This window comes from Pseudomonas sp. FP2335 (genome assembly GCF_030687535.1).
Lineage (GTDB): Bacteria > Pseudomonadota > Gammaproteobacteria > Pseudomonadales > Pseudomonadaceae > Aquipseudomonas.
On record NZ_CP117437.1, the window covers coordinates 3,873,413 to 3,898,659 of the forward strand.

Sequence of the window (25,247 nt, forward strand, 5' to 3'; positions counted from 1 at the left end):
CATTCGCGAGCAAGCCCACTCCCACATGAGGCCGGTGTGCATCAGAGAGAACTCGTCACCCCGCCACCCGCACCACCCCCATATCAATCCCCACATGCACCAACTCCGCATGGGAACTCACCTGCAACTTGCTCTTGAGCAAAGTCAGGTGGTTGGACACCGTCTTGCTGCTGATACTCAGCTGTTCGGCAATCTGCCGCGCCGGGGTGCCTTTGGCGAGCATCAGGAAAATCTCCAACTCCCGTGGCGTCATGCTGTGCAAACGCGGGTCGGTGGGCTGGCAGGCGAGTTGGGTGGCCAGGGGTTGTTCAATGTAGGCGTGGCCATCGAGGATGCGCCGCACCGCTTCGATCAACACCTGGGGCGCCGAGCTTTTGGTCAGGTAGCCCGCCGCGCCGGCGTCGAGCGCCTGGCGCACCAAGGGCAGTTCATCGTGCATGCTGAAAAACAGCACACGCAGTTGCGGCAAGCGCTGGCGCAGGCGCCGGGTGGTTTCCAGGCCGCTGATGCCGGGCAAACCGAAGTCCATGATCACCAGATTCGGCACCGCCTCGTGTACCCGCGCCAAGGCTTCTTCGCCGCTGGCCGCCTCACGCACTTCAATGGCCGGCAACAATGCGCGCAACAAACTGGCATAACCCTGGCGAACCACGGCGTGGTCATCCACCAACAGAATATTCATGACGCCTCCACAGGCATGTCCAACGCCAGCGCCCAACCGGCGCCGGGATGACTGATGATCTTCAATTCGCCGCCCAAACAGCGCGCACGTTCATACATCGAATGCAGGCCCACACCGCGCCGCTGAGGCTGCTGCGCGCCGTGGCCGTTGTCGCGCACCCACAGGCGCAGGCGCGTCCCGCGATGCTGCAAACGCACGCGCACCTGGCTGGCGCCGGCGTGGCGCACGATGTTGGTCAAGGCTTCCTGGAGCAAGCGATACAGGTGGGTCTTGTCGGCCGGGGACAGCGGCGGCAGCGCCTCGCTGACCTGCAACTGGCAGTCGATGCCATGGCTGGCACGCCATTGCGTCACCAACATGCCGAACGCCTCGGCCATCGGCAGGTGTTGCAGGGCCACCGGGTAAAGGTCGTGGACCAGTTCGCGAAAGCCCTGCTGCAAGTGGTCGCAGTGTTCTTCCAGCAGATGCACGGTACGCGTCAGCGTGGCGGGTTGATGGGCGATCAGCGGCAACAGGCACACCTGGGCGCGAATCCCCGCCAGGTACTGGCCGAGGTCATCGTGCAGGGTCTGGGCCAGGCGGGTGCGCTCTTGTTCCTGCACCGCCAGCAGGGTTTGGGTCAGCCGGGTGTTGTCGGTGCGCGCCTGTTCGAGGGCATCGGTCATGCGGTTGAAATGCCGCGCCAGTTGCTGTGCCTCCGGCACCCCGGCGCTGCGCAGGCGCACATTGAGACGGCCGCTGCACACGTGCTGCAGGGCCAACAGCAATTCGTCCAGCACACCCATGCCACGGCGCACCGCCCAGCGAATGGTCAACAGGCTCAGGGCCAATGCCAGCGCACACAGGCCCAGCAATTGCTGCAAGGAATCCCAGACCTCATCGATCTCGTCACGCGGGTCGACGCCGATGGACACGCGCCGGCCATCGGCCAGGTCGAGCACCTCGGCACTGTGGCGCGCCTGGGCAAACAGCAGGCGCCCGAGCCACGCATCCAGCCCCTCTTGCTCCGGCGCGGGCGGGGTTTCATCGGCGCCCAACCAGTGCACGCGCACATGGCGCAGGCTGGCGGTGAGGCGTGGTTGCAGGCTGGCCGGATCGCGCACGGCAGTTTCACTCAGGTAATGCACCACCGCTTCGGCCGACTGCAACTCGCGCTCCACATCCGCCAGGGCCTGATGCATCAGCAACGCCGTGCAGGCGCAGGTGACCAGCGCGAAGAAACCGCACACCCACAGGTTGATCCGCCACAGCGCTGACATGCCTAGCGCGCCAGCACAGTCGGCACGAGCGCCGCCGAGCGCGGTGCGTGGGGTCGGTCGATGCCGATCAGGCTGACGATCAGCAGGAACGGCAAGAGCAACGCCTTGATAATTCGCATGATCGTGCAACCCCCGCAGCGGATACTGGAGCCCCATGCTAAAACCGCACCGCGTGCGGCGGGCTACTACCTTGGTACTGCCCCAGCGCTACTTTCTGCATATTTGCAGGGGTAACCGGGCTTTATATGCTGGCGCCAACTGTCTTGGAGTGCCTTATGCGCCAGCTCGCCCCTTTCGCCGTGACCTGCCTGCTGGCACTCACCTGGGCCACCGCCGGCCAGGCCGCCGAGGCACCGCTGCAAGTGCAGATCGGCTACCTCGGCTATCGCCCGGACCCGGGGCCGTTGCTGTCCAACGTGATTGCCGAACCCACCGATGCCGGGTTGCGGGGCGCCGAATTGGCGATCATCGACAGCAACAGCACCGGCGCCTTTCTCAACCAGCGCTACAGCCTGATCGACGCGACAGTCGATAACCCCGAAGACCTGCTTGCCGCCGCGCAGAAGCAACACGACCAAGGCCTGCGCCTGTTTGTCGTCAACGCCCCCGCCGCCAGCCTGCGCCAACTCAGCGCCGCACTGCCCGACAGCCTGCTGTTCAACGCCGGCAGCCCCGATGACAGCCTGCGCAGCACCGACTGCCTGGGCAACGTGCTGCACAGCCTGCCCAGCCGGGCCATGCTCGCCGATGCGCTGGCGCAATTTCTGGTGACGCGCAAATGGCAGAAGGCGCTGCTGATTGTCGGCCCCACTCCGGACGATCAAGCCTACGCCGCCGCCCTGCGCCGCGCAGCCAAGCGTTTTGGCCTGCAACTGGTGGCCGAGAAAGCCTGGCGTTTCGACAACGACCAGCGCCGCAGCGCCCAGGCCGACATGCCGTTGTTCACCCAGACCGCCGAATACGACGTGGTGCTGGTCGCCGACGAGCGCGGCGACTTCGGCGAATACGTGCCCTACCAGACCTGGTACCCGCGCCCGGTCGCCGGCACCCAGGGTCTGACGCCCACCGGCTGGCACAAGAGCGTGGAAACCTACGGCGCCGCCCAACTGCAAAAACGCTTCGAAGCCCTCGCCGGACGCTGGATGAACGACCGCGACTTCGCCGCCTGGATGGCCGTGCGCAGCGTCGCCAGTGCGGTGAGCAAGCTGCGCGAGGTCGACCCGATGAACATCCGCCAGCTGGAGATCAGCGAGCAGTTGCCGCTGGACGGTTTCAAGGGCCGCAAGCTCAGCTATCGCCCGTGGAATGGCCAACTGCGCCAGCCGATCCCCATCGTGCAACCCCGTGCACTGGTGAGCACCTCGCCCCAGGACGGTTTCCTGCACCCTTTCAACGAAATGGACAGCCTGGGCTACGACAAACCCGAGGTGACCTGCCGCTTTCCCTGAACACACAACAACAACAATAAGGAATACGCCATGCGCCGCACCCTGCTCTCCTGCGCCCTGCTGCTTGCCGCCGGACACGCCGTGGCCGCCACGGCCTGGGTCTCCAACGAGAAAGACAACAGCCTGAGCCTGATCGACATGCAGACCCTGCAAGTCACCGACACCCTCAAGGTCGGCCAGCGCCCACGCGGCCTGCTGCTGTCCCATGACAACAAGCTGCTGTACATCTGCGCCAGCGACTCGGACCGCGTGCAGGTGATGGATGTGGCCACGCGCAAGATCGTCAAGGAGCTGCCCTCCGGCAAAGACCCCGAGCAATTCGCGTTGCACCCCAACAACCGCTGGCTGTACGTCTCCAACGAAGACGACGCGCTGGTCACCGTGATCGACACCGAGACCGCCAAGGTGCTCGGCCAGATCAACGTCGGCGTCGAGCCCGAAGGCATGGCAGTGAGCCCCGACGGCAAGTGGGCGGTGAACACCAGCGAAACCACGAACATGCTGCACTGGATCGACACCAGCACCCAGACCCTGGCCGACAGCACCCTGGTGGACCAACGCCCGCGCTTCGTCGAATTCAACCATGACGGCACGCAACTGTGGGCCTCGGCGGAAATCGGCGGCACCGTGACCATCCTGGATGTGGCCAGCCGCGCAATCCTCAAGACCCTGACCTTCAAGATCAAAGGCGTGCACCCGGACAAGGTGCAGCCGGTGGGCATCAAGCTGAGTGCCGACGGCAAATACGCCTTTGTCGCCCTCGGCCCGGCCAACCATGTGGCGGTGATCGACGCCAAGACCTACGAGATCCTCGACTACCTGCTGGTGGGCCGTCGTGTGTGGCAGCTGGCATTCACCCCGGATGAGAAACAGTTGCTGGCCACCAACGGCGTGAGCGGCGACGTGTCGGTGATCGACGTGGACAGCCTCAAGGTGCTCAAGTCGGTCAAGGTCGGGCGTTATCCGTGGGGCGTGGTGGTCACGCCATGAACGCGCTGGACGCCAGCGCCATCAGCTTCTCCTACGGCGCGCGCCAGGCGTTGCGCGAGGTGAGTTTCAGCCTGGCGCCCGGGCGTTTTGCGGCGTTGCTAGGGCCCAATGGCGCGGGCAAATCGACCTTGATTGCGCTGCTCACGCGTTTATATGACTTGCAGAGCGGCGACATCCGCGTGGGCGGGCATTCATTGCGCGAGGCGCCGCGTGAGGCATTGCGCCAACTCGGCGTGGTATTCCAGCAAAGCACCCTGGACCTGGATTTGAGCGTCGAACAGAACCTGCGCTACCACGCCGCGCTGCACGGCCTGTCGCGGCGTCAGACCGAGTTGCGGGTGGAGGCCGAACTGGCGCGCCAGGCCCTCGGCGAGCGGCGCCGGGAAAAGGTCCGCGAACTCAATGGCGGCCACCGCCGCCGCGTGGAAATCGCCCGCGCCCTGCTGCACGAGCCGCGCCTGCTGTTGCTCGACGAAGCCAGCGTCGGCCTCGACCCGGCCAGCCGCCTGGCGCTGAACCAACATGTGCGCACGCTGTGCCTGGAACAAGGCATCAGCGTGCTGTGGACCACCCATTTGCTCGATGAAGTGCAGGCTGACGACGCCTTGATGATTTTGCATCGGGGTCGCCTGGTAGCCAGCGGGCAACTTGACCGCCTGCTGCTGGAGCAAGGCGACGACCTGAGCGGTTTGTTCGCACGCCTGACCCGCGCAGAGGTGGCGGCATGAACGCCTACTGGCAGTGTTTCAGCGGCATCGTCCTGCGCGAATGGCTGCGTTTTGTCTTGCAGCGCACACGGTTCCTCAGCGCCCTGGTGCGGCCATTGCTGTGGCTGCTGGTATTCGCCGCAGGCTTTCGGGCAGCGTTGGGCATCTCGGTGATCGAACCCTACGACACCTACATCCCCTACGAGGTGTACATCATCCCGGGGCTGGCCTGCATGATCCTGCTGTTCAACGGCATGCAGGGCTCGCTGTCGATGGTCTACGACCGTGAGATGGGCAGCATGCGCGTACTGCTGACCAGTCCGCTGCCACGCACGTTTTTGCTGTGCAGCAAGCTGCTGGCGACCTCGTTGATTTCGCTGTTGCAGGTCTACGGGTTCCTGGCGATTGCCTGGGTGTATGGCGTGCAACCGCCGGCCCTGGGCTTGCTGATCGCCTTGCCGGCGCTGTTGCTGGTGGCGTTGATGCTCAGCGCGCTGGGCTTGCTGCTGTCCAATGGGATCCGCCAATTGGAGAACTTTGCCGGGGTGATGAATTTCGTGATCTTCCCGCTGTTCTTCCTGTCGTCGGCGCTCTACCCACTGTGGAAGATGCGCGATTCCAGCGAGTGGCTGTACTGGCTGTGCGCGGTCAACCCGTTCACCCACGCGGTGGAACTGGTGCGCTTTGCCCTCTACCAACGCTTCGCCGGCCTGGCCCTGCTGGTGTGCCTGGGGCTGACCGTGGTGTTCACGGTGTTGGCGGTGCTGACCTTCAATCCGCAGCATGCCGCCCTGCGCAAAAACGGCTGATCTACTCCTTTAGTACTGGTTTTCGTGTCTATCGTCGCATTCCCAAGGCAGCGGGACTGACGTGTAATGGCCGCATAACGATAAGGATTGACCTGCCATGCTGCCCGCCCGACTGCCCCTGCTGGTCTTGCTGTGCCTGCTCTGCGCCAACGCCCAGGCTGAGGCGCCGTTGTTTTCCACCGACGGCTACCGCATCAGCCTGTACCGCAGCCCCACGCCGGCACAGGCGCCCGGTGCGACCATCGTCGACACCCCTGCCCTGCAAGCCCTGCTCACCCAGAACCCGGCGCCGGTGTTGATCGATGTGTACCGGCGCCAATACCTGCAAGGCCGCTTCATCGAAGACCAGCCCCACGCCAACCTGCCCGGCAGCCACTGGCTGGCCAATACCGGCGACGGCGACCTCACGCCCGAGTGGCAAAGCTACTTCGCACGCCACCTGTACACATTCACCGGCGGTCAGCTGACCCGGCCGTTGGTCTTCTACTGCCGCTCCGATTGCTGGTTGAGTTGGAACGCGGTAAAACGAGCCGCCAATCTGGGCTATACCTCGGTGTATTGGTATCGCGATGGCCTGGATGCGTGGGAAGCGGCAAAACTGCCAGTGATGGCTGCGACACCCGAGCCCTTTCAATAAAAAACCACAACAAGAAGGTGAACGGCCATGTACAAAATCCTGATTGCCGACGATCACCCGCTGTTTCGCGAGGCGATCCACAACGTCATCAGCGACGGCTTTCCCGGCAGCGAAGTGATGGAAACCGCCGACCTCGACAGCGCCCTCGCGCTGACCCAGGACCACGACGACCTTGACCTGATCCTGCTGGATTTGAACATGCCCGGCATGCACGGCCTCAATGGCCTGATCAACCTGCGCAACGAATCGCCGACCATCCCGGTGGTGATCGTCTCGGCCGAGCAGGACAAGCAGATCGTGCTGCAAGCCATCACCTACGGCGCCGTGGGGTTCATCACCAAGTCGTCGCCGCGCCAACAAATGACCGAAGCGATCCAGCAGATCCTCAACGGCAACGTATACCTGCCGCCCGACATCATCCGCACCCAGAAAAACCCCAACCAACGCCGCATGAACGACACCCCGGGCTTTGCCCCGGAGCTGCTGCAGGCACTGACCCGCAAGCAATTGCTGGTGCTGGAGCGGATGACCAAGGGCGAATCGAACAAGCAGATCGCCTACACGCTGGAGATTGCCGAAACCACGGTGAAGGCCCATGTGTCGGCGATCCTGCGCAAGTTGAATGTGCATAACCGGGTGCAGGCGATCCTGAGTGCCGGCGATATCGACTTCGGCTCGTACCTGCGCCGCTGATCCCCCTGCCCTATGGAGATCCACTGTGGGAGCGGGCTTGCTCGCGAATGCGGTGGGTCAGTCACTAGATTCATTGACTGACCCACCGCATTCGCGAGCAAGCCCGCTCCCACATTTTGATCTGCGTTTTGTCAGGGGCGGCCGAGTAAGTGACTCATCGCTGTCTTTAACTTCATCGGCCGCACGGGCTTATGCATCAACGTATGCCCCAACTCACGAATCTGCTGCTTCAACTCATTGCTGTAGTTGGCCGTAATCATCAACGCCGGGATCGCAGTGCCGCGCCGGGCGTTGATGCGGGCCACGGCGTCGACGCCGTTCTGGTCGTCGTCGAGGTGGTAGTCGGCGATCAGCAGGTCCGCCTCGGCATGGTAGTTGTCCACCTGCCGGGCCAGGTCCTGTTCCGACAAGGCGGTGGTCACCCGGCAACCCCAGCCTTCGAGCAAAGTGCGCATGCCCGCGCAGATCGCCGCGTCGTTATCCAGCACCCACACCCGCGCGCCCTGCAAACGTTCCAGCAGCGCTTCGCTCATGCACGGCATCGGCAGCGACTTGGGCGCGGTGGCGCTGAGCGGCACTTCCACGCTAAACATCGAGCCCTTGCCCGGCCAGGATTTGACACTGATGCGATGGCCAAGGATTCCGGCGATTTTCTCGACGATGGCCAGGCCCAGGCCCAGCCCGCGATCCTGGTCCGGGCGCTGGACGTCACCGCGCTTGAACTCCTGGAAAATCTCCTCCAGGCGTTCCTCGGCAATACCCATGCCGCTGTCCCACACCTGGATCAGCAAACGCTGCTGCTGGCGTCGGCAGCCCAGCACCACACGGCCCTGGTAGGTGTAGCGCAGCGCGTTGCTGAGCAGGTTGCGCAGGATTCGTGCGAGCAGCTGGATGTCGCTGCGCACCAGCGCCGAGCAGCCGACAAAGTGCAGCTCCAGGCCTTCGGCGCGGGCCAGTTCGGTGTATTCGGCGGCGAGGTTTTCCAGCAGTTCGCTGAGGGCGAACGGCGCCATGTCGGCCTTGATCACCCCGGCGTCGAGCTTGGAAATATCCACCAGGGTGCCCAGCAGGTTTTCCACGTCTTCCAGGGAGTTGCTCACGTTGCGCACCAGGGTTTCGCTGGGGCGCTCCAGCAGTGCGCTGGTAAACAGGCGTGCGGCGTTGAGCGGTTGCAGCAAGTCATGGCTGACGGCGGCGAGGAACTTGGTTTTCGACAGGTTGGCCTTTTCCGCCTCTTGCTTGGCTTCGCGCAGGCGGGTTTCCATGCGTCGGCGCTCGTCGATTTCCTGCAACAACTGATCGTTGAGCGCAGTCAGTTCCGAGGTGCGCTGGGCCACGCGCTGCTCCAGGTGTTGATAGGCCTGGTGCAGGGCCTCGGCGGTGCGGCGGCGCTCGGTAATGTCGCGGATCAGCACGAAGATCCCCACCACCTCGCCACTGGCGAGCAGGTTCGGCACGTAGGAGCGCAGCATGTAGCGCTCCTGGTTGTTGATGTTGGTTTCGGCGAATTCGAACGTCACGCTCTCACCCGCCAGGGCGCGGGCGACGTAAGCGTCGAGGCGCTGGCAGTGCTGCTCGCTGTGCACTTCGCGCAGGCTCTGGCCGAGCATCATGCCGCGCGGCCAGCAGTACCATTCTTCGTAGACTTTGTTGGTGAACTCGTAGACCAGGTCGGCGTTGAGGTAGCCGATCAGCGCCGGCACGTTGTCGGTGATCAGACGAATCCAGCGTTCACTTTCCTGGGCTTTTTGCGCCGCGGCCTGCTCGCCGCGCAGGGTTTCGGCGCGCAGCCGCGCGTTGATCAACAGGTGGTTGCTGGCCTTGAGTTCGGCCATCGCCTGGTTCAGCGCGTCGGTGCGTTCGCGCACCTGTTCGGCAAGCACCACCGAATGCTGGAACGTGGTGTACGGGTTGTTGCCCTGGGTCATGCCGGATTCGATACGCTCGATCAGGGCCGCGTTGATCCGCGCCAATTTGTGATTGGCCTGTTGCAGCTGGGCGACCTGGGCGCGCAGTTCAGCGTCGGCCACGGGCAATGGCGACCCCGGTGAAGGTCTGGTTGATGTGCATGCCATTGAACTGTTCTCCGTAGGTATTGAAGCCCAGCACCCGTCTCTCGCGCAGGTAATTGCCGATGTGTTCGAGGTCGCCGTTGTCTTCCAACTCCATGCGGCGCAGGAAGCAGTCGCAGCCGATGGTCAGCAGCAGGTCGCCGAGGCGCGTGTGCAGGCCGTCGAACAGGCTTTGCAGGTTCGGCAGGATCGGCCCGGGCCGCATCACGGTGAGCACGATGCCGTTTTCCACCGCACAGTAGAAACTCAGGCTGAGGTCTTCGTGCACTTGCTGGATAGCGCGCACGTAGTACTGGTCGTGGATACGCACTGCCAACGGGTGAGCGGCGAAGACGCGGTGGTCGAGGTCGGCCACGGCTACGCCGATGTGCCTGGCGTATTCTTCGGCGGCCGGTTCGGCGTTGAGTTCGAACACCCGGCGTGACGGGCTGTCGGCGCCGGTCACCACCAGCTTTTCGGTGCGCGGCAGGATGTGGTGGGTGGTGAACACCTCGAAATCCAGCCAGGTATTGACCAGCACCACCACCGCCGCGCCGCTGTGGAACACACCATTGAAGTACACGTGGGTGTGGGTGAGGAAGTTGTCGTCGCCGGCCGAACCGCCGAAGTGCGGGATGTCGCCCAGGGCCGCGCTGAGGGCGGCGAGGACCATTTCTTCCCGGCTCGACAGCCCGTCGAGCAAGGTCAGCGCGAAGGTGTTGCCCTTGATCGGCGCCAGGGTGTTGCTGCGACAGCCGCCGACCAGGCGTTCGACCATGTCCTGGGCACCGATCAGGCTGAAGTGCTCGACTTGATCGATCAGCTCGGTGGCGATGGAAAAGTGCGCGTGGTTGAAGCCCATCGCGGTGATGCAATTGCGTCCGTAACCCTGGGGTGTGATCTCGCCGGCACTGGTGCAGCCGACCACGCGCACCTTGCCGAAGCATTGTTGCAGCGCTTGGCCAAGGGCCCGCAGGTCATAGGACGCAGAGCAGAAAAACAGCACAAAACCCAGGTACGGGTGCAGCAACTGCCGGGCCAACTCTTCGGCGGCCTGCCCGGCATCGGTGGCCTGGGACATGGCACTGACTACGCCTTCACTGTTGTGCATCGTTGGTTCCCCCTCTAAGGCGTCAGTGTACGAAGGCCGAGGGGTGGGCCCTATGCTACTTGGGTACTGGGTGGGGGGATGCGTTGGGATGAGACTCTGATAAACACTGGAGACTAAAATGTGGGAGCGGGCTTGCTCGCGAAAGCGGTGGATCAGCCAATGAATCTGTTGACTGACACTCCGTCTTCGCGAGCAAGCCCGCTCCCACATTTATGACTGCGTTACCAAGTCAAGACAGCACCTACGGCGAAGGTATCGGTGTCTTCATTCTGCGCATTGGTGTCATGCCCCTTGATCTGGAACTGGTTGTACTCCGCCACCAGCTTCAGGTTGGCATTCACGTCATGGAACAGCGCAATCCCACGGGTTTCATAATCCGCGCCGCTGCCGACCACGCCGTTGCCGTCGTCCTTGGTCTTGCCATAGGACAGCGCCAGGCGGTTCTTGCCCAGTTTGTACGAGCCCTGCACCAGGTAGCCGTTGCTGTCGACATTACGCAACGTCGCCTCCCCGGCGTTGTTGGTGAAGAACGGGTTGATGCCCTTGGCCTGGAACCCCGAGCCGGTCAGCGACAAGCCGCCCATCTTGGCCTGCACGCCGTAGCCAAGGCCCTTGGAGGTGACGCTGGCGACGTTGGAGTCGGTGTTGTCGGAAGTCTGGTAGCTGCCGTTGAGCCAGCTGTAGATCTTCGCGCCGCCGACGTCGAACTGGTAGGTGATCTCGCTCTCGGTGCGCGGGTTCTTCTGGTAGGCCTTGCCCAGGGCACTGCTGTCGTTGGTGTCGACCGGGTCCAGGATGCCGACGGCGACGCGCAGGCCGTCCATCACCGGGGTGCGGTAGGTGATCTGCGAGCTCGGGAACGGGTACGGGTAGCCACTGCCGATGTTGCCGAACGACACGCCACCGCCGTCCACCAGGCCGAGGCTGTCGCTGACCTGGCCGTAACCGGCGAGCAACTCATCGAGCAGGATGTTGGAGCGGGCGAACAGGCCGAAGTCCTTGCCGATCAGCACTTCGCCCCACTCCGGGTTGGCCACGGTGCCGTAGAACTGACGCACGTCGATGGCGGTGTCGGTGCCGTTGGTTTCGCTGTCGTTGATGGTCACCCAGAACGAAGCGCGGGCGCCGAGCTTGAGGTCGTCGACCTGCTTGCTCATGTTGAAGCCCAGGTAGTTGGGCAAGAAGCCCATCTTCACGCGGGCCTGGCGGCGGTCGTACTTGTCACCCGCGCGGTCGACGTCGCTGTTGACGTAGAAGGCGTTGATGTAGCCGTCGGTGGAAAAGGTGGTTTCGTCCTTGTCGTACAGCATGATTTCGGCGTTGGCCAATGGGCTCAGGCCGAGGCCAACGATGAAGGCAGGCAACAGACGCAGGGGGACATTCTTATTGTTATGCATGGCGCGCTCCGCAACGGGGACTTGATGTCGGAGGCGATTATCGAAACCCCGCAAGCCACGGCCTACGCTGCCTTGGCCTTGGTTTGCGGGTGCTTTGGGCGGGCCGCGGGTGCCCGGCAAGTTCGGCGTAAGCCAGGCCCGGCACTTAGTGCGTAAGACCGGCCTTGATCAACATGCCGACCGCCACCAGTACACAGAGGCCGGCAAACCCGACCTGCAAGGTGCGCGCAGCAATCACCGAGCACAGGCGCCGGCCGGCGAGCATGCCGACGATGCTCGCGCCGATAAACACCCAGCCCACCGATTCGATCCGCACCCCGGCATGGAATGAGCCCGCCACGCCGATCAACGAGATCAGGCTGATCACCATCAACGAGGTGGCGACGATGCCGCGCATCTGTACATCGGTGAGCTGCTTGAACGCGGGCACGATCAGGAAGCCGCCACCGACGCCGAGCAGCCCGGAGACAGCGCCGGTCACCGCGCCCAACGCCGCCAGGGTCGCACTGCATTTGGCGGTCCAGGCCAGGCGCCCGGTCTGCTGGTTGAGCATGCAGTTTTTCTGGCCCCAGGACGCGGTGCCGTGATCACTCGGCCCGGCCTCGGTTTTTTCGCGCTGCAACATGCGCCAGGCCACCAGCACCATCAGTGCGCTGAACAGGCCCATCAGCACGGCTTCCGGCAGTTGATGGGCGAGGAACACACCCACCGGCGAAAACAACGCGCCCAACAAGGCAATCAGCAGCGCGGCGCGGTAGCGCACCAGGCCGTGGCGCAAACCGTCGATCGCCCCCACCGCCGCCGCCGCGCCCACCGCGAGCAACGACACCGGCGCGGCCTGGGTCATGCTCAGGCCCAACCCCAGCACCAGCGCCGGCACCCCGAGGATGCCGCCGCCCGCGCCGGTCAGGCCCATGACCAGGCCCATCAATAATCCCAACACCGTGGCGAGCAGCATTCAGTCCACCTTGCTCAGACGGGTCAGCCATTCACGGCCCTTGAGCATGCCGTTCCAGTAGAACCACGGCAGCAACGTGGCCTTGAGCAACCACATCGAACGGCGCGCACGGGTCGGGTCCAGGGCAAAGGTCGGCAACAGCTTGCCGCCGTAGCCGAACTCGGCGAGCACCACCTTGCCCTTCTCCACCGTCAACGGGCACGAACCATAGCCGTCGTACTTGAGCGGCAGCGGCGCCTGTTGACGCAGGGCCAGCAGGTTTTCGGCCACCACCACGATCTGCTTGCGCACCGCCGCAGCGGTCTTGGCGTTGCTGGTGGAGCACACGTCACCGAGGCCGAAGATATGCGGGTAACGTAGGTGTTGCAGGCTGTGGGGGTGCACTTCGCACCAGCCGGCGGCGTCGGCCAGCGGGCTTTGGCGGATAAAATCCGGGGCGACTTGGGGCGGGACCACGTGCAACAGGTCGAAGAACCGTTCTTCCACCGTGACGGTGCCGTCAGCGTCGTGCACCTCGAACCAGGCTTTGCGGGCCGGCCCGTCGACCTTGATCAGGTTGGACCTGAAGGTCAGGCGGGCGTTGTATTTCTCCACGTACTTCATCAGCGGCGGCACGAACGTCGGCACGCCGAACAGCGCCATGCCGGCGAGGTTGAATTCGACGTCGATGTTGTTCAGGTCGCCCTGCCTGAGCCAGTGATCACAGGACAGGTACATGGCCTTCTGCGGCGCGCCGGCGCATTTGATCGGCATGGCGGGCTGGGTAAAGATCGCCTTGCCGCCCTTGAGTTGCTGCACCAGTTGCCAGGTGTAGGCCGCGTATTCGTAGCTGTAGTTGGACGTGACGCCGTGGTGCCCGAGGGTCGCTTGCAACCCTTCGATTTGCTCCCAGGCCAGGCGCAGGCCGGGGCACACGATCAAGTTTTGCCAGCTGACGCGCTGGCCGCTGTCGAGGACCAGGGTGCGCTCGTTTGGCAGCAGTTCACTGACGGCAGCCTGAATCCAGGCAACGCCATTGGGCAACACATCGGCCAGGGGCCGGCGGGTCTTGCGCACGTCGTAGGCACCGCCGCCCACCAGGGTCCAGGCGGGTTGGTAGCAGTGATAATCGTTGGGTTCGATCAGGGTGATGTTCAGGTGGGGGTCGCGCTTGAGCAGGCTGGCCAGCAGGCCGATGCCTGCCGAGCCGCCGCCGATGACTACGATATCGCCACTGATGGTCGGTCCCCAGTGTTGGTCGGTCATGGTCTATTGCCTTTTTTTATTCAATGCACACAAGGGGCGCTGCCGGATGGCGTCACGCCCAACTTTTGATGACCGCGCCGCAGTACAGGCCGGACAGGGTCTTCATCACTTGGATCACTTCGTGACTGGCCAGCCCGTAGTAGATGTACTTGCCTTCGCGGCGGGTGGCGACCAACCCTTCATCACGCAGGATGCCCAACTGCTGCGACAGTGTGGGCTGACGCACGCCGGTCATGGTTTCCAACTCGCCGACATTGCGTTCGCCCTGGGTCAACTGGCAGAGGATCAGCAGGCGGTCCTCATTGGCCAGCGCCTTGAGCAATGAACAGGCCTTGGACGCCGATGCGCGCAACTGGGCGACTTCGCCTTCACTCAGAGTAGATTCCATTTGCCTCGGGTCCTTTGCGTCACTTAAGCTCAAAACATTATGTGAAAACGTAAACTGATTGTAACCACTTTTTTCTCCACCGGGGACAGCCGCCATGCCAGCGTTGATTCAAGCCTTTCTGGACGAGGCATCGTCGACCTACACCTACGTCGTCTATGAACACCACGGCAGCCCGTGTGCCATCGTCGACTCAGTACTCAATTACGACCCGGCATCGGGGCGTACCGATACCACCCAGGCCGACAAGGTCATCGCCTTCGTGCGCGAGCAGGGCTTGCACGTGCAATGGCTGCTGGAAACCCACGCCCACGCCGACCACCTGTCAGCTGCGCCTTACCTGCGGCGCACCCTGGGCGGCAAGATCGCCATCGGCCAGTGCATCAGCACCGTGCAGGGTGTGTTCAAGAACCTGTTCAACCTGGAGCCGGAGTTTCGCGCCGATGGCTCGCAGTTCGATCATCTGTTTGCGCCGGATGAGGTGTTTCATATCGGCAACCTCACGGCCCAGGCCCTGCACGTGCCGGGGCATACGCCGGCGGACATGGCCTACCTGATCGATGGCCGGCTGATCCTGGTGGGCGACACGCTATTCATGCCCGACGTCGGCACCGCCCGCTGCGACTTTCCCGGCGGCGATGCGCGGCAGTTGTATGGGTCGATGCGCAAGTTGCTGAGCTTTCCCTTGGAAACTGAACTGTACGTCTGTCATGACTACCCACCGCAGGGCCGCGCGGCGAAATGCCTGACGACCGTGGCGGAACAACGGGCCGGGAATATTCATGTGCATGACGGGATGGATGAGGCGCAGTTTGTGGCGATGCGCACCCAACGCGATGCAGGCCTGGGCATGCCGACCCTACTGCTGCCGGCGATCCAGGTGAATGTACGGGCGGGGAATATGCCGCCGGCGGAAGACAATGGGGTGGTGTATCTGAAGATTCCGCTCAACCAGCTCTGAATCGATGTCACTCAAAGTACGACGACTTGGAGGGGGCAAGCCCCGACCACAGTTCGTCGACGTGCTTGAAGCCCCACTCTTCGGCATTTTCCCGGCCGACAATCTTGTCGCTTTGTTCGGCCAGGTTCACCACAACCTGGGGAATCGGCAAGCGTGACCGTGCAGAGAAAAACACCTTGACCCTGGGGGTGAGTAGCGATTTCGGGCTTTGTTCGACCACCACGCCAATGCGCCCACTCTCCAGGCGCACCAAGGCGCCGACGGGATAAATCCCCACGCAGCGCACAAACGCCTGGAACACCTGATCATCGAAATGACCTTTCCACTCCGCCATTTTCCGGATCGCGTCGGCGGGCCCCCAGCCGCGCTTGTAAGGGCGCTCCGAGGTGATCGCATCGTAGACGTCGCATACCGCCCCCATCTGGGCGAACAGGCTGATCTGCTCTTGCACCAAGCCACTGGGATAACCGCTGCCGTCAGATTTTTCGTGGTGATGCAGGCACACATCCAGCACCAAGGCACTGATCTGCGGGCACAGACGCAGCAACCGGGCGCCTTCCACCGGGTGCTGGCGGACGGTGTGAAACTCCACCTCGGTAAGCCCGGCCGGCTTGTTCAAAATCGCCTCGGGAATCATCATTTTCCCCACATCATGAAACAACCCCGCCAGCCCGGCTTCCTGGACCAGCTGCGCAGAGAGATCCAACTGCCGTGCCAGCGCGATCATCAAGCCACTGACCGCGACGGAATGCATGTAGGTGTATTCGTCGGCCTTTTTCAGCCGCACCAGGCTGAGCAAGGCATGGGGATGGCGCAGCATGGACTGCGAAATCTCTTCCACCAGGCCGGCCACATGATGCACATCCACCGCCCGCCCCATGCGCAGGTCGCTGAACATACTGACCACTGCACGTTTGGCGACCGCACACACCCTCACTGCGCGCGCGACCTCCGCCTTTGTCTCTGCCGGAGTCGGTTCCACCGGGCGCGTTTTGACCGGGCTGCTGAGCGTGACCTGGGCCGGGCGGGCGGGCGGCGGCGTGTCGCAGCCTTTTGCAGTGTCTATCCAGACCCGCTGGACCTGCGACGTCAACAAACGCTGCAGGTCGTCTTCGCAGTCCAATAAAAAGCTGCTCTTCCAGAACCCGTGGCAGATCCACGGGCCATCCAGTTTATGAAGGTACATGCCCAGGCAGACCTGAGAACACGCAATGCATTTGAGCATCTATCACCCCCCCCCCAAGGCCTGACCTGCTACACGATCAACTCACGGCGAACTTCGCGACGATCTGCTTGAGGTCCACGGCGAGTCGGGACAGTTCCTGACTGGCCACCGACGTTTGCCCGGCCGCCGACGAACTCTGGATGGACAGGTCGCGGATGCTGATCAGGTTCTGATCGACGGACCGGGCAACATGGGCCTGCTCTTCCGAGGCCGTCGCAATCATCAGGTTGCGCTCGTTGATGTCGGTAATGGCCTGGGTGATCTGGGTAATGGCCACGCCCGCTTCATGGGCGACCTTCAGCGAATCCACCGCTTCGTTGCGATTGAGGACCATGGACGCCACCGCCTCACTCGAACAGGCCTGGATTTTCGCAATCATCTGTTCGATTTCCTGGGTCGACGTTTGCGTTCTGTGGGCCAGCGCCCGCACTTCGTCGGCCACTACCGCAAAGCCCCGGCCCTGCTCGCCGGCCCTTGCCGCCTCAATCGCCGCGTTCAAGGCGAGCAGGTTGGTCTGCTCGGCGATGGAGCGAATCACTTCGACCACCCGGGCGATGTCCTGAGCCTGCTTGGCCAGGCCTTCGACTTCCACGCCGGTCTGCTGCACCGTGGCACTGAGTTTTTCGATCGAGGCGATGGTTTGCGTGACGCGCTCCTGGCCTACGCTTGCCGAGCGCTGGGAATCCTGGGTCGACTGGGAAGCGGAGACCGCATTCCTCGCGACCTCCTCCACTGCCGCCGTCATCTCGTTGACCGCCGTCGCCGCCTGGTCGGTCTCCATGCTTTGGCGCTCGATGCCAGCGGTGGATTCACGGGTGATCGCACTCATTTCTTCCGCAGCCGAAGCCAACTGCCCGGATGCCTCCGAGATATGCTGCAAGGTGCTTTTCAGGTTCATTTGCATGGTGGCAGTCGAGCGTTGTAGCTCGGTCAGTTCGTCCTTGCCGCTGATGGCAATCGCCACGCGCAAATCACCGTCGGCGATTTTGCCGGTCGCGATCATCAGCTCACGCACCGGGCCAATGATGCTGCCGGCAAACAACCGTGCGACGACCACCGCGATCAATACCGAGCTGGCCATCAGCACCCAAGTGAACAAGCGGGCCGCATCGTGTTCGCTCGCCGCGACTTGCACGGCCGCCTTGGACCCCTGTTCATTGAGCACAATCAGGTCATTGATGGAGCCCTGCACTTCACGGGCGATAGGGCCGTTGACGTCGCGCAGGTACACCGACATTTGTTCCGGGGAAAACGTGGCGGCTTGCGCGAGGAATTCATCCATTTTCTGGCTGTAATGCTTGATCTCGCTGAGTGCGTCGTTGTACTTGGCTTGCTCCTCGGGGCTCGACACCATCGGCGCATAGCTTTCGGCAATCTGCAGTACTTCGGCGCGAACAGCCTTGAGTTTTTCCAGGGAGGCCGGGTCCTTGTCAGGGAACTCCATGGCGTAACGACGCAGATCCAGGCGAAGTTTGTAGAACGTGGAATCTATCTGGCCCGCCAGGCGAATACTGGGCAGCCAGTTACTTTCGATTTCAACCGTCGATGAATAAACCTTATCGACTTTTATCAGCGTCATCGCGCCCTGTATTAACAGCAGGAGACAAACCACACCGAAGCACAATGTGGTACGAAAGTTCAACTTCAAGGATCTCATGGACATCGTGGCTCACCCTTCCCCTTGGTCGCATGGGACACGACCTGACAGGTTTAACTTTGTTTAAAAGTATGTGAAAAAAGCGTGAGCCGTCATGCAATTTTTTATTAATTAGCGCGAATAAAAATGACCCATATCATTGCTTAGCTAAACATCAGATTAAATGCGACCGCCTTGTGCCGATATTCACACCATCAGGCCATCGCGCGGTAACGGCAGCGCAGTTTTATAACGCACTTGTTTAAGGGCAAAACTGGAGCGGATATTCGCCACACCCGGCACTTTGGTCAAAAAGTCCATCATGAAGCGCTCCAGTGACTGGATCGTCGGTACCAGCACCCGGATCAGATAATCCGGGTCACCCGCCATCAGGTAGCACTCCATCACTTCCGGCCGATCCGAGATCGCGCCTTCAAACTGCTGCAACGCCAGTTCGTTCTGCTTCTCCAGGCTCACATGAATAAACACATTCACGTGCAGCCCCAACAAATCCGGGTCCAGCAGCGTGACCTGCTCGCGGATCAAGCCCAACTCTTCCATCGCCTTGACCCGGTTGAAACACGGCGTGGGCGACAGGTTGACCGAGCGGGCCAGGTCGGCGTTGGTGATGCGGGCGTTCTCCTGCAAGGCGTTGAGAATGCCGATATCGGTACGGTCCAGTTTGCGCATGAGACAAAATCACCTGTTTATTATGTTTATGCAGTTTTTTTATCCGCAAATGATCGCGAGCGCAACGAAACACAGATAAATATTCTCCTACGCCCCGCCTATGATTGTTGTAGGACAAGATTTCCCCTACCCGGGGTCTGACTGTCAGCTAGCGCGCCCACTACAAGAAATTCACAAGATAGAGCGTAGAAAGCCATGACCCAGCAGTACGAACCACTGCGCCTGCACGTTCCCGAACCCTCGGGCCGCCCAGGCTGCAAGACCGACTTCACGTACCTGCGCCTGACCGACGCCGGCACCGTGCGCAAACCCGCCATCGACGTAGAACCCGCCGACACCGCCGACCTGGCCAAGGGCCTGATCCGCGTGCTCGACGACAAGGGCCAGGCCCTCGGCCCGTGGGCCGAAGGCGTGCCAGTGGAGATCCTGCGCAAAGGCATGCGCGCCATGCTCAAGACGCGCATCTTCGACAACCGCATGGTGGTCGCCCAGCGTCAGAAAAAAATGTCGTTCTACATGCAGAGCCTTGGCGAAGAAGCCATCGGCAGCGCCCAGGCCCTGGCCTTGAACATCGACGACATGTGCTTCCCCACCTACCGCCAGCAAAGCATCCTGATGGCCCGCGAAGTGCCGCTGGTGGACCTGATCTGCCAACTGCTGTCCAACGAGCGCGATCCGCTCAAGGGCCGCCAGTTGCCGATCATGTACTCGGTCAAGGAATCCGGTTTCTTCACCATTTCCGGCAACCTCGCTACCCAATTCGTACAGGGCGTGGGCTGGGGCATGGCCTCGGCCATCAAGGGCGACACCAAGATTGCATCCGCCTGGATTGGCGACGGCGCCACCGCCGAATCCGACTTCCACACCGCCCTCACCTTCGCCCACGTGTACCGCGCGCCGGTGATCCTCAACGTGGTCAACAACCAGTGGGCCATCTCCACCTTCCAGGCGATTGCCGGCGGTGAAGCCACCACCTTCGCCGGACGCGGCGTCGGTTGCGGCATCGCCTCCCTGCGCGTGGACGGCAACGACTTCATCGCGGTGTACGCCGCCTCCGCCTGGGCCGCCGAACGGGCGCGGCGCAACCTGGGGCCGACGCTGATCGAGTGGGTCACCTACCGCGCCGGTCCGCACTCCACCTCGGATGATCCGTCCAAATACCGCCCGGCCGACGACTGGAGCCACTTCCCCCTCGGCGACCCGATTGCCCGCCTCAAGCAGCACCTGATCAAGATTGGCCAGTGGTCCGAAGAGGAACACACCGCGGTCAGCGCGCAGCTGGAAGCCGAAGTCATCGCCGCGCAAAAAGAAGCCGAACAGTACGGCACCCTCGCCGGCGGCCAGATTCCAAGCGCCGCGACCATGTTCGAAGACGTCTATAAAGAGATGCCGGAGCACTTGAAGCGCCAGCGTCAAGAGTTGGGGGTCTGACATGAACGATCACAACAACAGTATCGAAGTGGAAACCGCGATGACCACCACCACCATGACCATGATCCAGGCGCTGCGCTCGGCCATGGATGTGATGCTCGAACGTGACGACAGCGTGGTGGTGTTCGGCCAGGACGTCGGTTACTTCGGTGGCGTGTTCCGTTGCACCGAAGGTTTGCAGGGCAAGTACGGCAGCTCGCGGGTGTTTGACGCACCGATCTCCGAAAGCGGCATCATCGGCGTCGCAGTGGGCATGGGCGCCTACGGCCTGCGCCCGGTGGCCGAGATCCAGTTCGCCGACTACGTCTATCCCGCCACCGACCAGATCATCTCCGAGGCCGCGCGCCTGCGTTATCGCTCGGCCGGGCAGTTCACCGCGCCGCTGACCATGCGCATGCCTTGCGGCGGCGGCATCTACGGCGGCCAGACCCACAGCCAGAGCATCGAAGCGGTGTTCACCCAGGTCTGCGGCCTGCGCACGGTGATGCCGTCCAACCCCTATGACGCCAAGGGCCTGCTGATCGCCTCGATCGAAAACGACGACCCGGTGATCTTCCTCGAGCCCAAGCGCCTGTACAACGGCCCGTTCGACGGCCACCACGACCGTCCGGTGACGCCGTGGTCGAAACACCCGCAAGCGCAAGTGCCGGACGGTTACTACACCGTGCCGCTGGACGTGGCCGCCATCGTGCGTCCGGGTTCCGCCGTGACCGTGCTGACCTACGGCACCACCGTGTACGTGTCGCAAGTCGCCGCCGAAGAAACCGGCATCGACGCCGAAGTCATCGACCTGCGCAGCCTGTGGCCGCTGGACCTGGAGACCATCGTCAAGTCGGTGAAAAAGACCGGGCGTTGCGTGGTGGTGCACGAAGCCACCCGCACCTGCGGCTTTGGCGCCGAGCTGGTGGCGCTGGTGCAAGAGCATTGCTTCCACCACCTGGAAGCGCCGATCGAACGCGTCACCGGCTGGGACACCCCCTACCCGCACGCGCAAGAGTGGGCGTATTTCCCAGGGCCGTCCCGTGTGGGCGCGGCGTTGAAACGGGTCATGGAGGTCTGAATGGGCACGCACGTAATCAAGATGCCGGACATTGGCGAAGGCATCGCGGAAGTTGAACTGTCGGTGTGGCATGTGAAAGTCGGCGACATGGTGGTTGAAGACCAGGTGCTGGCGGATGTGATGACCGACAAGGCGATGGTGGACATTCCCTCGCCGGTGCACGGCAAGGTGATCGCCCTCGGCGGCGAACCGGGTGAAGTCATGGCCGTGGGCAGTATCTTGATCAGCATTGAAGTGGAAGGCGCGGGCAATGCCAAGGACGCGCCGGTGATAAAGGAGGCGCCCAAAGCGGCGCCCGTGGCACCTGTGGTAGAAGCCAAGCCCGCGCCGGCTGCCGTTGTCAGCAAACCCGCGCCGGCACCTGTTTGCCGTGCAGCCGACGAACGTCCCCTGGCCTCCCCGGCCGTGCGCAAGCACGCATTGGACGCCGGGATTCAGTTGCGCCTGGTCCAGGGCACGGGCCCGGCCGGGCGAATCCTGCACGAAGACCTCGACGCCTACCTGCAACAAGGCACAGCGAAGGCTTCAGCCACCGCCAACCCCTATGCCGAACGCAACAGCGAAGAGCAGATCCCGGTGATCGGCATGCGCCGCAAGATTGCCCAGCGCATGCAGGACGCCACCCGCCGCGCCGCGCATTTCAGCTACGTGGAAGAAATCGACGTGACCGCCCTCGACGAGCTGCGTGTACACCTCAACGAAAAACACGGCGCCACACGCGGCAAGCTGACCCTGCTGCCATTCATCGTGCGTGCCATGGTTGTTGCGCTGCGCGATTTCCCGCAGATCAACGCGCGTTACGACGACGAAGCCCAGGTCATCACCCGCCTCGGCGCAGTGCATGTGGGCGTCGCCACCCAGAGCGACGTCGGCCTGATGGTGCCGGTGGTGCGTCACGCTGAAGCCCGCAGCCTGTGGGGCAACGCCGAGGAGATCGCGCGCTTGGCCACCGCCGCGCGCAATGGCAAGGCCAGCCGTGACGAGCTGTCCGGCTCGACGATCACCCTGACCAGCCTGGGCGCGTTGGGCGGCATCGTCAGCACGCCGGTGCTGAACCTGCCGGAAGTGGCCATCGTCGGCGTCAACCGAATCGTCGAGCGGCCGATGGTGATCAAGGGCCAGATCGTGGTGCGCAAAATGATGAACCTCTCCAGCTCCTTCGATCATCGCGTGGTCGATGGCATGGACGCGGCGCAATTCATCCAGGCCATTCGCGGCCTGCTCGAACAACCCGCCAGCCTGTTTTTGGAGTAAGTCATGCAAACGTTGAACACGACGCTGCTGATTATCGGCGGCGGCCCCGGCGGTTATGTGGCGGCGATTCGCGCCGGCCAACTGGGCATCCCGACCATCCTGGTAGAAGGCCAGGCGCTGGGGGGGACTTGCCTGAATATCGGCTGCATCCCCTCCAAGGCCTTGATCCATGTGGCCGAGCAATTCCAGCAAACCGTGCACCTCAGCCAAGGTTCGCCCCTGGGTATCGATGTGGATGTGCCGACGTTGGACATCCGCAAAAGCGTGGCATGGAAGGACGGCATTGTTGACCGCCTGACCACCGGCGTTGCCGCACTGCTCAAGAAACACAAAGTGCAGGTGATCCACGGCTGGGCCAACGTGGTCGACGGCAAGACCGTCGATGTCGGCGACCGGCGCATCCGCTGCGAACACCTGCTGCTGGCCACCGGCTCGAAAAGCGTCAACCTGCCGATGCTGCCGATTGGCGGGCCGATCATCTCGTCCACCGAAGCCCTGGCACCGACCCGCGTGCCCAAGCGGCTGATCGTGGTGGGTGGCGGTTACATCGGCCTGGAATTGGGGATTGCCTACCGCAAGCTTGGTGCCGAGGTCAGTGTGGTCGAGGCGCAGGATCGTATCCTGCCGGCCTATGACGCCGAGCTGACGGCGCCGGTAAACGAATCCCTCAAGCAACTGGGGATGAAGCTGTACCTCAAGCACAGCGTCACCGGGTTTGCCGACGGCCGCCTGCAAGTGCGTGATCCGAACGGCGAGACCTTGTCACTGGGCACCGATCAGGTGCTGGTCGCCGTTGGTCGCAAACCCAACACCCAGGGCTGGAACCTTGAGGCGCTGGACCTGGAGATGAACGGCGCCGCGATCAAGATCGACCAGCACTGCCAGACCAGCATGCGCAACGTGTGGGCCATCGGTGATGTAAGCGGCGAGCCGATGCTGGCGCACCGGGCCATGGCCCAGGGCGAAATGGTCGCCGAACTGATCAGCGGCAAGCATCGCGAGTTCACCCCGGCAGCGATCCCGGCGGTGTGTTTTACCGACCCGGAACTGGTGGTGGTCGGCAAGACCCCGGATGAAGCCAAGGCCGCAGGCCTGGATTGCATCGTGTCGAGCTTCCCCTTCGCCGCCAATGGCCGGGCGATGACCCTGGAGTCGAAAACCGGCTTCGTGCGGGTGGTGGCACGTCGCGATAACCACCTGATCGTCGGCTGGCAAGCGGTTGGCGTCGGCGTGTCCGAGCTGTCCACCGCCTTTGGCCTGAGCCTGGAAATGGGCGCGCGCCTGGAGGATGTGGCGGGCACGATCCATGCCCACCCGACCCTGGGCGAGGCCGTGCAGGAAACGGCTTTGAGAGCCTTGGGGCACGCGTTGCACCTGTAGAACCGCAACCCCCTGTGGGAGCGGGCTTGCTCGCGAATGCGGTGGATCAGTCAATAAATCTGCTGACTGACACACCGCATTCGCGAGCAAGCCCGCTCCCACACCAAGCCAAGAATGAAGTATTGTTGCGCCCATTCAGAAAAAAACCGACTTGACCAAAGATAGAGGGTGTCATGGGTAACGAAAGCATCAATTGGGACAAGCTGGGTTTTGACTACATCAAGACCGACAAGCGGTTTCTCCAGGTCTGGAAAAACGGCGAATGGCAAGAAGGCACCCTGACCGACGACAACGTGCTGCACATCAGCGAGGGCTCCACTGCCCTGCACTATGGCCAGCAGTGCTTCGAAGGTCTCAAGGCCTACCGCTGCAAGGACGGTTCGATCAACCTGTTCCGCCCGGACCAGAACGCCGCCCGTATGCAACGCAGCTGCGCCCGCCTGCTGATGCCGCATGTGCCGACCGACGTGTTCATCGACGCCTGCAAACAAGTGGTCGCGGCCAACGAGCGGTTCATCCCGCCGTACGGCAGCGGCGGCGCGCTGTACCTGCGCCCGTTCGTGATCGGCACCGGTGACAACATCGGCGTGCGCACCGCGCCGGAGTTCATCTTCTCGGTGTTCTGCATCCCGGTCGGCGCCTATTTCAAAGGCGGCCTGGTGCCCCACAACTTCCAGATTTCCACCTTCGACCGCGCCGCGCCACAAGGCACCGGTGCCGCCAAGGTCGGTGGCAACTACGCCGCCAGCCTGATGCCAGGTTCGGAAGCGAAGAAAGCCGGTTTCGCCGACGCGATCTACCTGGACCCGATGACCCACTCGAAAATCGAGGAAGTCGGTTCGGCCAACTTCTTCGGGATCACCCACGACAATAAGTTCATCACGCCGAAGTCGCCTTCGGTACTGCCAGGCATCACCCGCCTGTCGCTGATCGAACTGGCCAAGACCCGCCTGGGCCTGGAAGTGGTCGAGGGCGAAGTGTTCATCGACAAGCTGGACCAGTTCAAGGAAGCCGGCGCCTGTGGTACCGCAGCGGTGATCTCGCCGATCGGTGGTATCCAGTACAACGGCAAGCTGCATGTGTTCCACAGCGAGACTGAAGTGGGTCCGATCACCCAGAAACTCTACAAAGAGCTGACCGGCGTGCAGACCGGCGATGTTGAGGCGCCAGAGGGTTGGATCGTCAAGGTCTGAAAATGACCTGATCCTGCTGCTCCAAAAGGCCCATTTACTGCTGAA

At 62.8% G+C, this 25,247-nt stretch carries 23 protein-coding genes; 12 read left to right on the plus strand and 11 right to left on the minus strand.

Translation table 11 applies throughout. From position 1 onward, the window contains the following. Window positions 1-55: 55 nt before the first annotated feature. Together PSH81_RS17235 and PSH81_RS17240 are read right to left on the minus strand one after the other, a co-directional pair. Window positions 56-682 (minus strand): response regulator transcription factor, encoded by a 627-nt coding sequence (locus tag PSH81_RS17235; protein ID WP_192296688.1) that lies wholly within the window; start codon window positions 680-682, stop codon window positions 56-58. Next, on the minus strand, window positions 679-1,941 hold the full coding sequence (locus PSH81_RS17240; protein ID WP_305391161.1) for a HAMP domain-containing sensor histidine kinase: 1,263 nt from the start codon (window positions 1,939-1,941) through the stop codon (window positions 679-681). Before PSH81_RS17240 ends, PSH81_RS17235 begins: the two co-directional genes overlap by 4 nt. A gap of 275 nt (window positions 1,942-2,216) precedes the next feature. Between PSH81_RS17240 and PSH81_RS17245 the strand changes: the two genes are divergently transcribed. From PSH81_RS17245 to PSH81_RS17270, 6 genes are all read left to right on the plus strand, one after another. Continuing rightward, a complete protein-coding gene (locus PSH81_RS17245; RefSeq protein WP_305391162.1) occupies window positions 2,217-3,389 on the plus strand; it encodes an ABC transporter substrate-binding protein in 1,173 nt (390 codons plus the stop codon). 30 nt (window positions 3,390-3,419) lie between these two features. After that, window positions 3,420-4,379, plus strand: a complete 960-nt coding sequence (locus PSH81_RS17250) for a YVTN family beta-propeller repeat protein (RefSeq protein WP_192296691.1) — start codon at window positions 3,420-3,422, stop codon at window positions 4,377-4,379. Then, window positions 4,376-5,107 (plus strand): ABC transporter ATP-binding protein, encoded by a 732-nt coding sequence (locus tag PSH81_RS17255; RefSeq protein ID WP_305391163.1) that lies wholly within the window; start codon window positions 4,376-4,378, stop codon window positions 5,105-5,107. Before PSH81_RS17250 ends, PSH81_RS17255 begins: the two co-directional genes overlap by 4 nt. After that, window positions 5,104-5,895, plus strand: coding sequence for an ABC transporter permease (locus PSH81_RS17260; protein ID WP_192296693.1), 792 nt, complete (start codon window positions 5,104-5,106; stop codon window positions 5,893-5,895). The genes PSH81_RS17255 and PSH81_RS17260 overlap by 4 nt, the downstream gene beginning before the upstream one ends. A gap of 97 nt (window positions 5,896-5,992) precedes the next feature. After that, window positions 5,993-6,532 (plus strand): PQQ-dependent catabolism-associated CXXCW motif protein, encoded by a 540-nt coding sequence (locus PSH81_RS17265; RefSeq protein WP_226457747.1) that lies wholly within the window; start codon window positions 5,993-5,995, stop codon window positions 6,530-6,532. 27 nt (window positions 6,533-6,559) lie between these two features. After that, window positions 6,560-7,225, plus strand: a complete 666-nt coding sequence (locus PSH81_RS17270) for a response regulator transcription factor (protein ID WP_305391164.1) — start codon at window positions 6,560-6,562, stop codon at window positions 7,223-7,225. A 131-nt stretch (window positions 7,226-7,356) separates the two neighbouring features. On the opposite strand, the gene PSH81_RS17275 is transcribed toward PSH81_RS17270, so the two are convergent. The 6 genes from PSH81_RS17275 to PSH81_RS17300 form a co-directional block, all read right to left on the minus strand. Then, window positions 7,357-9,300 carry a NahK/ErcS family hybrid sensor histidine kinase/response regulator gene (locus tag PSH81_RS17275; RefSeq protein ID WP_192296696.1) on the minus strand — a complete coding sequence of 648 codons (1,944 nt, stop codon included), beginning with the start codon at window positions 9,298-9,300 and terminating at the stop codon, window positions 7,357-7,359. Next, complete coding sequence (gene nosP / locus PSH81_RS17280; protein ID WP_305391165.1) at window positions 9,242-10,387, minus strand: nitric oxide-sensing protein NosP; 1,146 nt, start codon at window positions 10,385-10,387, stop codon at window positions 9,242-9,244. Before nosP ends, PSH81_RS17275 begins: the two co-directional genes overlap by 59 nt. 221 nt (window positions 10,388-10,608) lie before the next feature. Beyond that, window positions 10,609-11,784, minus strand: coding sequence for a porin (locus PSH81_RS17285; RefSeq protein WP_192296698.1), 1,176 nt, complete (start codon window positions 11,782-11,784; stop codon window positions 10,609-10,611). Window positions 11,785-11,929: 145 nt separating this feature from the next. Continuing rightward, a complete protein-coding gene (locus tag PSH81_RS17290; RefSeq protein ID WP_305391166.1) occupies window positions 11,930-12,742 on the minus strand; it encodes a sulfite exporter TauE/SafE family protein in 813 nt (270 codons plus the stop codon). Beyond that, window positions 12,743-13,987 carry an FAD/NAD(P)-binding oxidoreductase gene (locus PSH81_RS17295; RefSeq protein WP_305391167.1) on the minus strand — a complete coding sequence of 415 codons (1,245 nt, stop codon included), beginning with the start codon at window positions 13,985-13,987 and terminating at the stop codon, window positions 12,743-12,745. It lies immediately after the preceding gene. Between the two features lie 52 nt (window positions 13,988-14,039). After that, window positions 14,040-14,375 (minus strand): helix-turn-helix transcriptional regulator, encoded by a 336-nt coding sequence (locus tag PSH81_RS17300; protein WP_071487178.1) that lies wholly within the window; start codon window positions 14,373-14,375, stop codon window positions 14,040-14,042. A gap of 94 nt (window positions 14,376-14,469) precedes the next feature. Here PSH81_RS17300 and PSH81_RS17305 point away from each other — a divergent pair, with 94 nt between their 5' ends. Then, window positions 14,470-15,333: an MBL fold metallo-hydrolase gene (locus tag PSH81_RS17305; RefSeq protein WP_305391168.1), complete on the plus strand. Its 864-nt coding sequence runs from the start codon at window positions 14,470-14,472 to the stop codon at window positions 15,331-15,333. Between the two features lie 7 nt (window positions 15,334-15,340). Here the strand turns inward: PSH81_RS17305 and PSH81_RS17310 are convergent, their stop codons facing one another. From PSH81_RS17310 to bkdR, 3 genes are all read right to left on the minus strand, one after another. After that, a complete protein-coding gene (locus PSH81_RS17310; protein WP_305391169.1) occupies window positions 15,341-16,558 on the minus strand; it encodes an HD-GYP domain-containing protein in 1,218 nt (405 codons plus the stop codon). A 37-nt stretch (window positions 16,559-16,595) separates the two neighbouring features. Beyond that, window positions 16,596-18,137, minus strand: coding sequence for a methyl-accepting chemotaxis protein (locus PSH81_RS17315; protein ID WP_305391170.1), 1,542 nt, complete (start codon window positions 18,135-18,137; stop codon window positions 16,596-16,598). Between the two features lie 264 nt (window positions 18,138-18,401). Next, the gene (bkdR, locus tag PSH81_RS17320) at window positions 18,402-18,884 is read right to left on the minus strand and encodes a Bkd operon transcriptional regulator BkdR (protein ID WP_192296704.1); all 483 of its coding nucleotides are present in this window, start codon (window positions 18,882-18,884) and stop codon (window positions 18,402-18,404) included. A 195-nt stretch (window positions 18,885-19,079) separates the two neighbouring features. Here bkdR and PSH81_RS17325 point away from each other — a divergent pair, with 195 nt between their 5' ends. From PSH81_RS17325 to PSH81_RS17345, 5 genes are all read left to right on the plus strand, one after another. Next, a complete protein-coding gene (locus tag PSH81_RS17325; RefSeq protein ID WP_305391171.1) occupies window positions 19,080-20,315 on the plus strand; it encodes a 3-methyl-2-oxobutanoate dehydrogenase (2-methylpropanoyl-transferring) subunit alpha in 1,236 nt (411 codons plus the stop codon). 1 nt (window position 20,316) lies between these two features. Continuing rightward, window positions 20,317-21,375, plus strand: coding sequence for an alpha-ketoacid dehydrogenase subunit beta (locus PSH81_RS17330; RefSeq protein ID WP_305391172.1), 1,059 nt, complete (start codon window positions 20,317-20,319; stop codon window positions 21,373-21,375). Next, the gene (locus PSH81_RS17335; protein WP_192296707.1) at window positions 21,376-22,629 is read left to right on the plus strand and encodes a dihydrolipoamide acetyltransferase family protein; all 1,254 of its coding nucleotides are present in this window, start codon (window positions 21,376-21,378) and stop codon (window positions 22,627-22,629) included. 3 nt (window positions 22,630-22,632) lie between these two features. Then, window positions 22,633-24,009, plus strand: a complete 1,377-nt coding sequence (gene lpdA / locus PSH81_RS17340) for a dihydrolipoyl dehydrogenase (RefSeq protein WP_305391173.1) — start codon at window positions 22,633-22,635, stop codon at window positions 24,007-24,009. A gap of 173 nt (window positions 24,010-24,182) precedes the next feature. Beyond that, window positions 24,183-25,202: a branched-chain amino acid aminotransferase gene (locus tag PSH81_RS17345; protein ID WP_305391174.1), complete on the plus strand. Its 1,020-nt coding sequence runs from the start codon at window positions 24,183-24,185 to the stop codon at window positions 25,200-25,202. Window positions 25,203-25,247: the final 45 nt, after the last annotated feature.

Bases quoted from the DNA above. Each gene is read 5' to 3' on its own strand.
- PSH81_RS17235 (WP_192296688.1), bottom strand. From the start codon at position 682: ATGAATATTCTGTTGGTGGATGACCACGCCGTGGTTCGCCAGGGTTAT.
- PSH81_RS17240 (WP_305391161.1), bottom strand. From the start codon at position 1,941: ATGTCAGCGCTGTGGCGGATCAACCTGTGGGTGTGCGGTTTCTTCGCG.
- PSH81_RS17245 (WP_305391162.1), top strand. From the start codon at position 2,217: ATGCGCCAGCTCGCCCCTTTCGCCGTGACCTGCCTGCTGGCACTCACC.
- PSH81_RS17250 (WP_192296691.1), top strand. From the start codon at position 3,420: ATGCGCCGCACCCTGCTCTCCTGCGCCCTGCTGCTTGCCGCCGGACAC.
- PSH81_RS17255 (WP_305391163.1), top strand. From the start codon at position 4,376: ATGAACGCGCTGGACGCCAGCGCCATCAGCTTCTCCTACGGCGCGCGC.
- PSH81_RS17260 (WP_192296693.1), top strand. From the start codon at position 5,104: ATGAACGCCTACTGGCAGTGTTTCAGCGGCATCGTCCTGCGCGAATGG.
- PSH81_RS17265 (WP_226457747.1), top strand. From the start codon at position 5,993: ATGCTGCCCGCCCGACTGCCCCTGCTGGTCTTGCTGTGCCTGCTCTGC.
- PSH81_RS17270 (WP_305391164.1), top strand. From the start codon at position 6,560: ATGTACAAAATCCTGATTGCCGACGATCACCCGCTGTTTCGCGAGGCG.
- PSH81_RS17275 (WP_192296696.1), bottom strand. From the start codon at position 9,300: ATGGCATGCACATCAACCAGACCTTCACCGGGGTCGCCATTGCCCGTG.
- nosP (WP_305391165.1), bottom strand. From the start codon at position 10,387: ATGCACAACAGTGAAGGCGTAGTCAGTGCCATGTCCCAGGCCACCGAT.
- PSH81_RS17285 (WP_192296698.1), bottom strand. From the start codon at position 11,784: ATGCATAACAATAAGAATGTCCCCCTGCGTCTGTTGCCTGCCTTCATC.
- PSH81_RS17290 (WP_305391166.1), bottom strand. From the start codon at position 12,742: ATGCTGCTCGCCACGGTGTTGGGATTATTGATGGGCCTGGTCATGGGC.
- PSH81_RS17295 (WP_305391167.1), bottom strand. From the start codon at position 13,987: ATGACCGACCAACACTGGGGACCGACCATCAGTGGCGATATCGTAGTC.
- PSH81_RS17300 (WP_071487178.1), bottom strand. From the start codon at position 14,375: ATGGAATCTACTCTGAGTGAAGGCGAAGTCGCCCAGTTGCGCGCATCG.
- PSH81_RS17305 (WP_305391168.1), top strand. From the start codon at position 14,470: ATGCCAGCGTTGATTCAAGCCTTTCTGGACGAGGCATCGTCGACCTAC.
- PSH81_RS17310 (WP_305391169.1), bottom strand. From the start codon at position 16,558: ATGCTCAAATGCATTGCGTGTTCTCAGGTCTGCCTGGGCATGTACCTT.
- PSH81_RS17315 (WP_305391170.1), bottom strand. From the start codon at position 18,137: ATGACGCTGATAAAAGTCGATAAGGTTTATTCATCGACGGTTGAAATC.
- bkdR (WP_192296704.1), bottom strand. From the start codon at position 18,884: ATGCGCAAACTGGACCGTACCGATATCGGCATTCTCAACGCCTTGCAG.
- PSH81_RS17325 (WP_305391171.1), top strand. From the start codon at position 19,080: ATGACCCAGCAGTACGAACCACTGCGCCTGCACGTTCCCGAACCCTCG.
- PSH81_RS17330 (WP_305391172.1), top strand. From the start codon at position 20,317: ATGAACGATCACAACAACAGTATCGAAGTGGAAACCGCGATGACCACC.
- PSH81_RS17335 (WP_192296707.1), top strand. From the start codon at position 21,376: ATGGGCACGCACGTAATCAAGATGCCGGACATTGGCGAAGGCATCGCG.
- lpdA (WP_305391173.1), top strand. From the start codon at position 22,633: ATGCAAACGTTGAACACGACGCTGCTGATTATCGGCGGCGGCCCCGGC.
- PSH81_RS17345 (WP_305391174.1), top strand. From the start codon at position 24,183: ATGGGTAACGAAAGCATCAATTGGGACAAGCTGGGTTTTGACTACATC.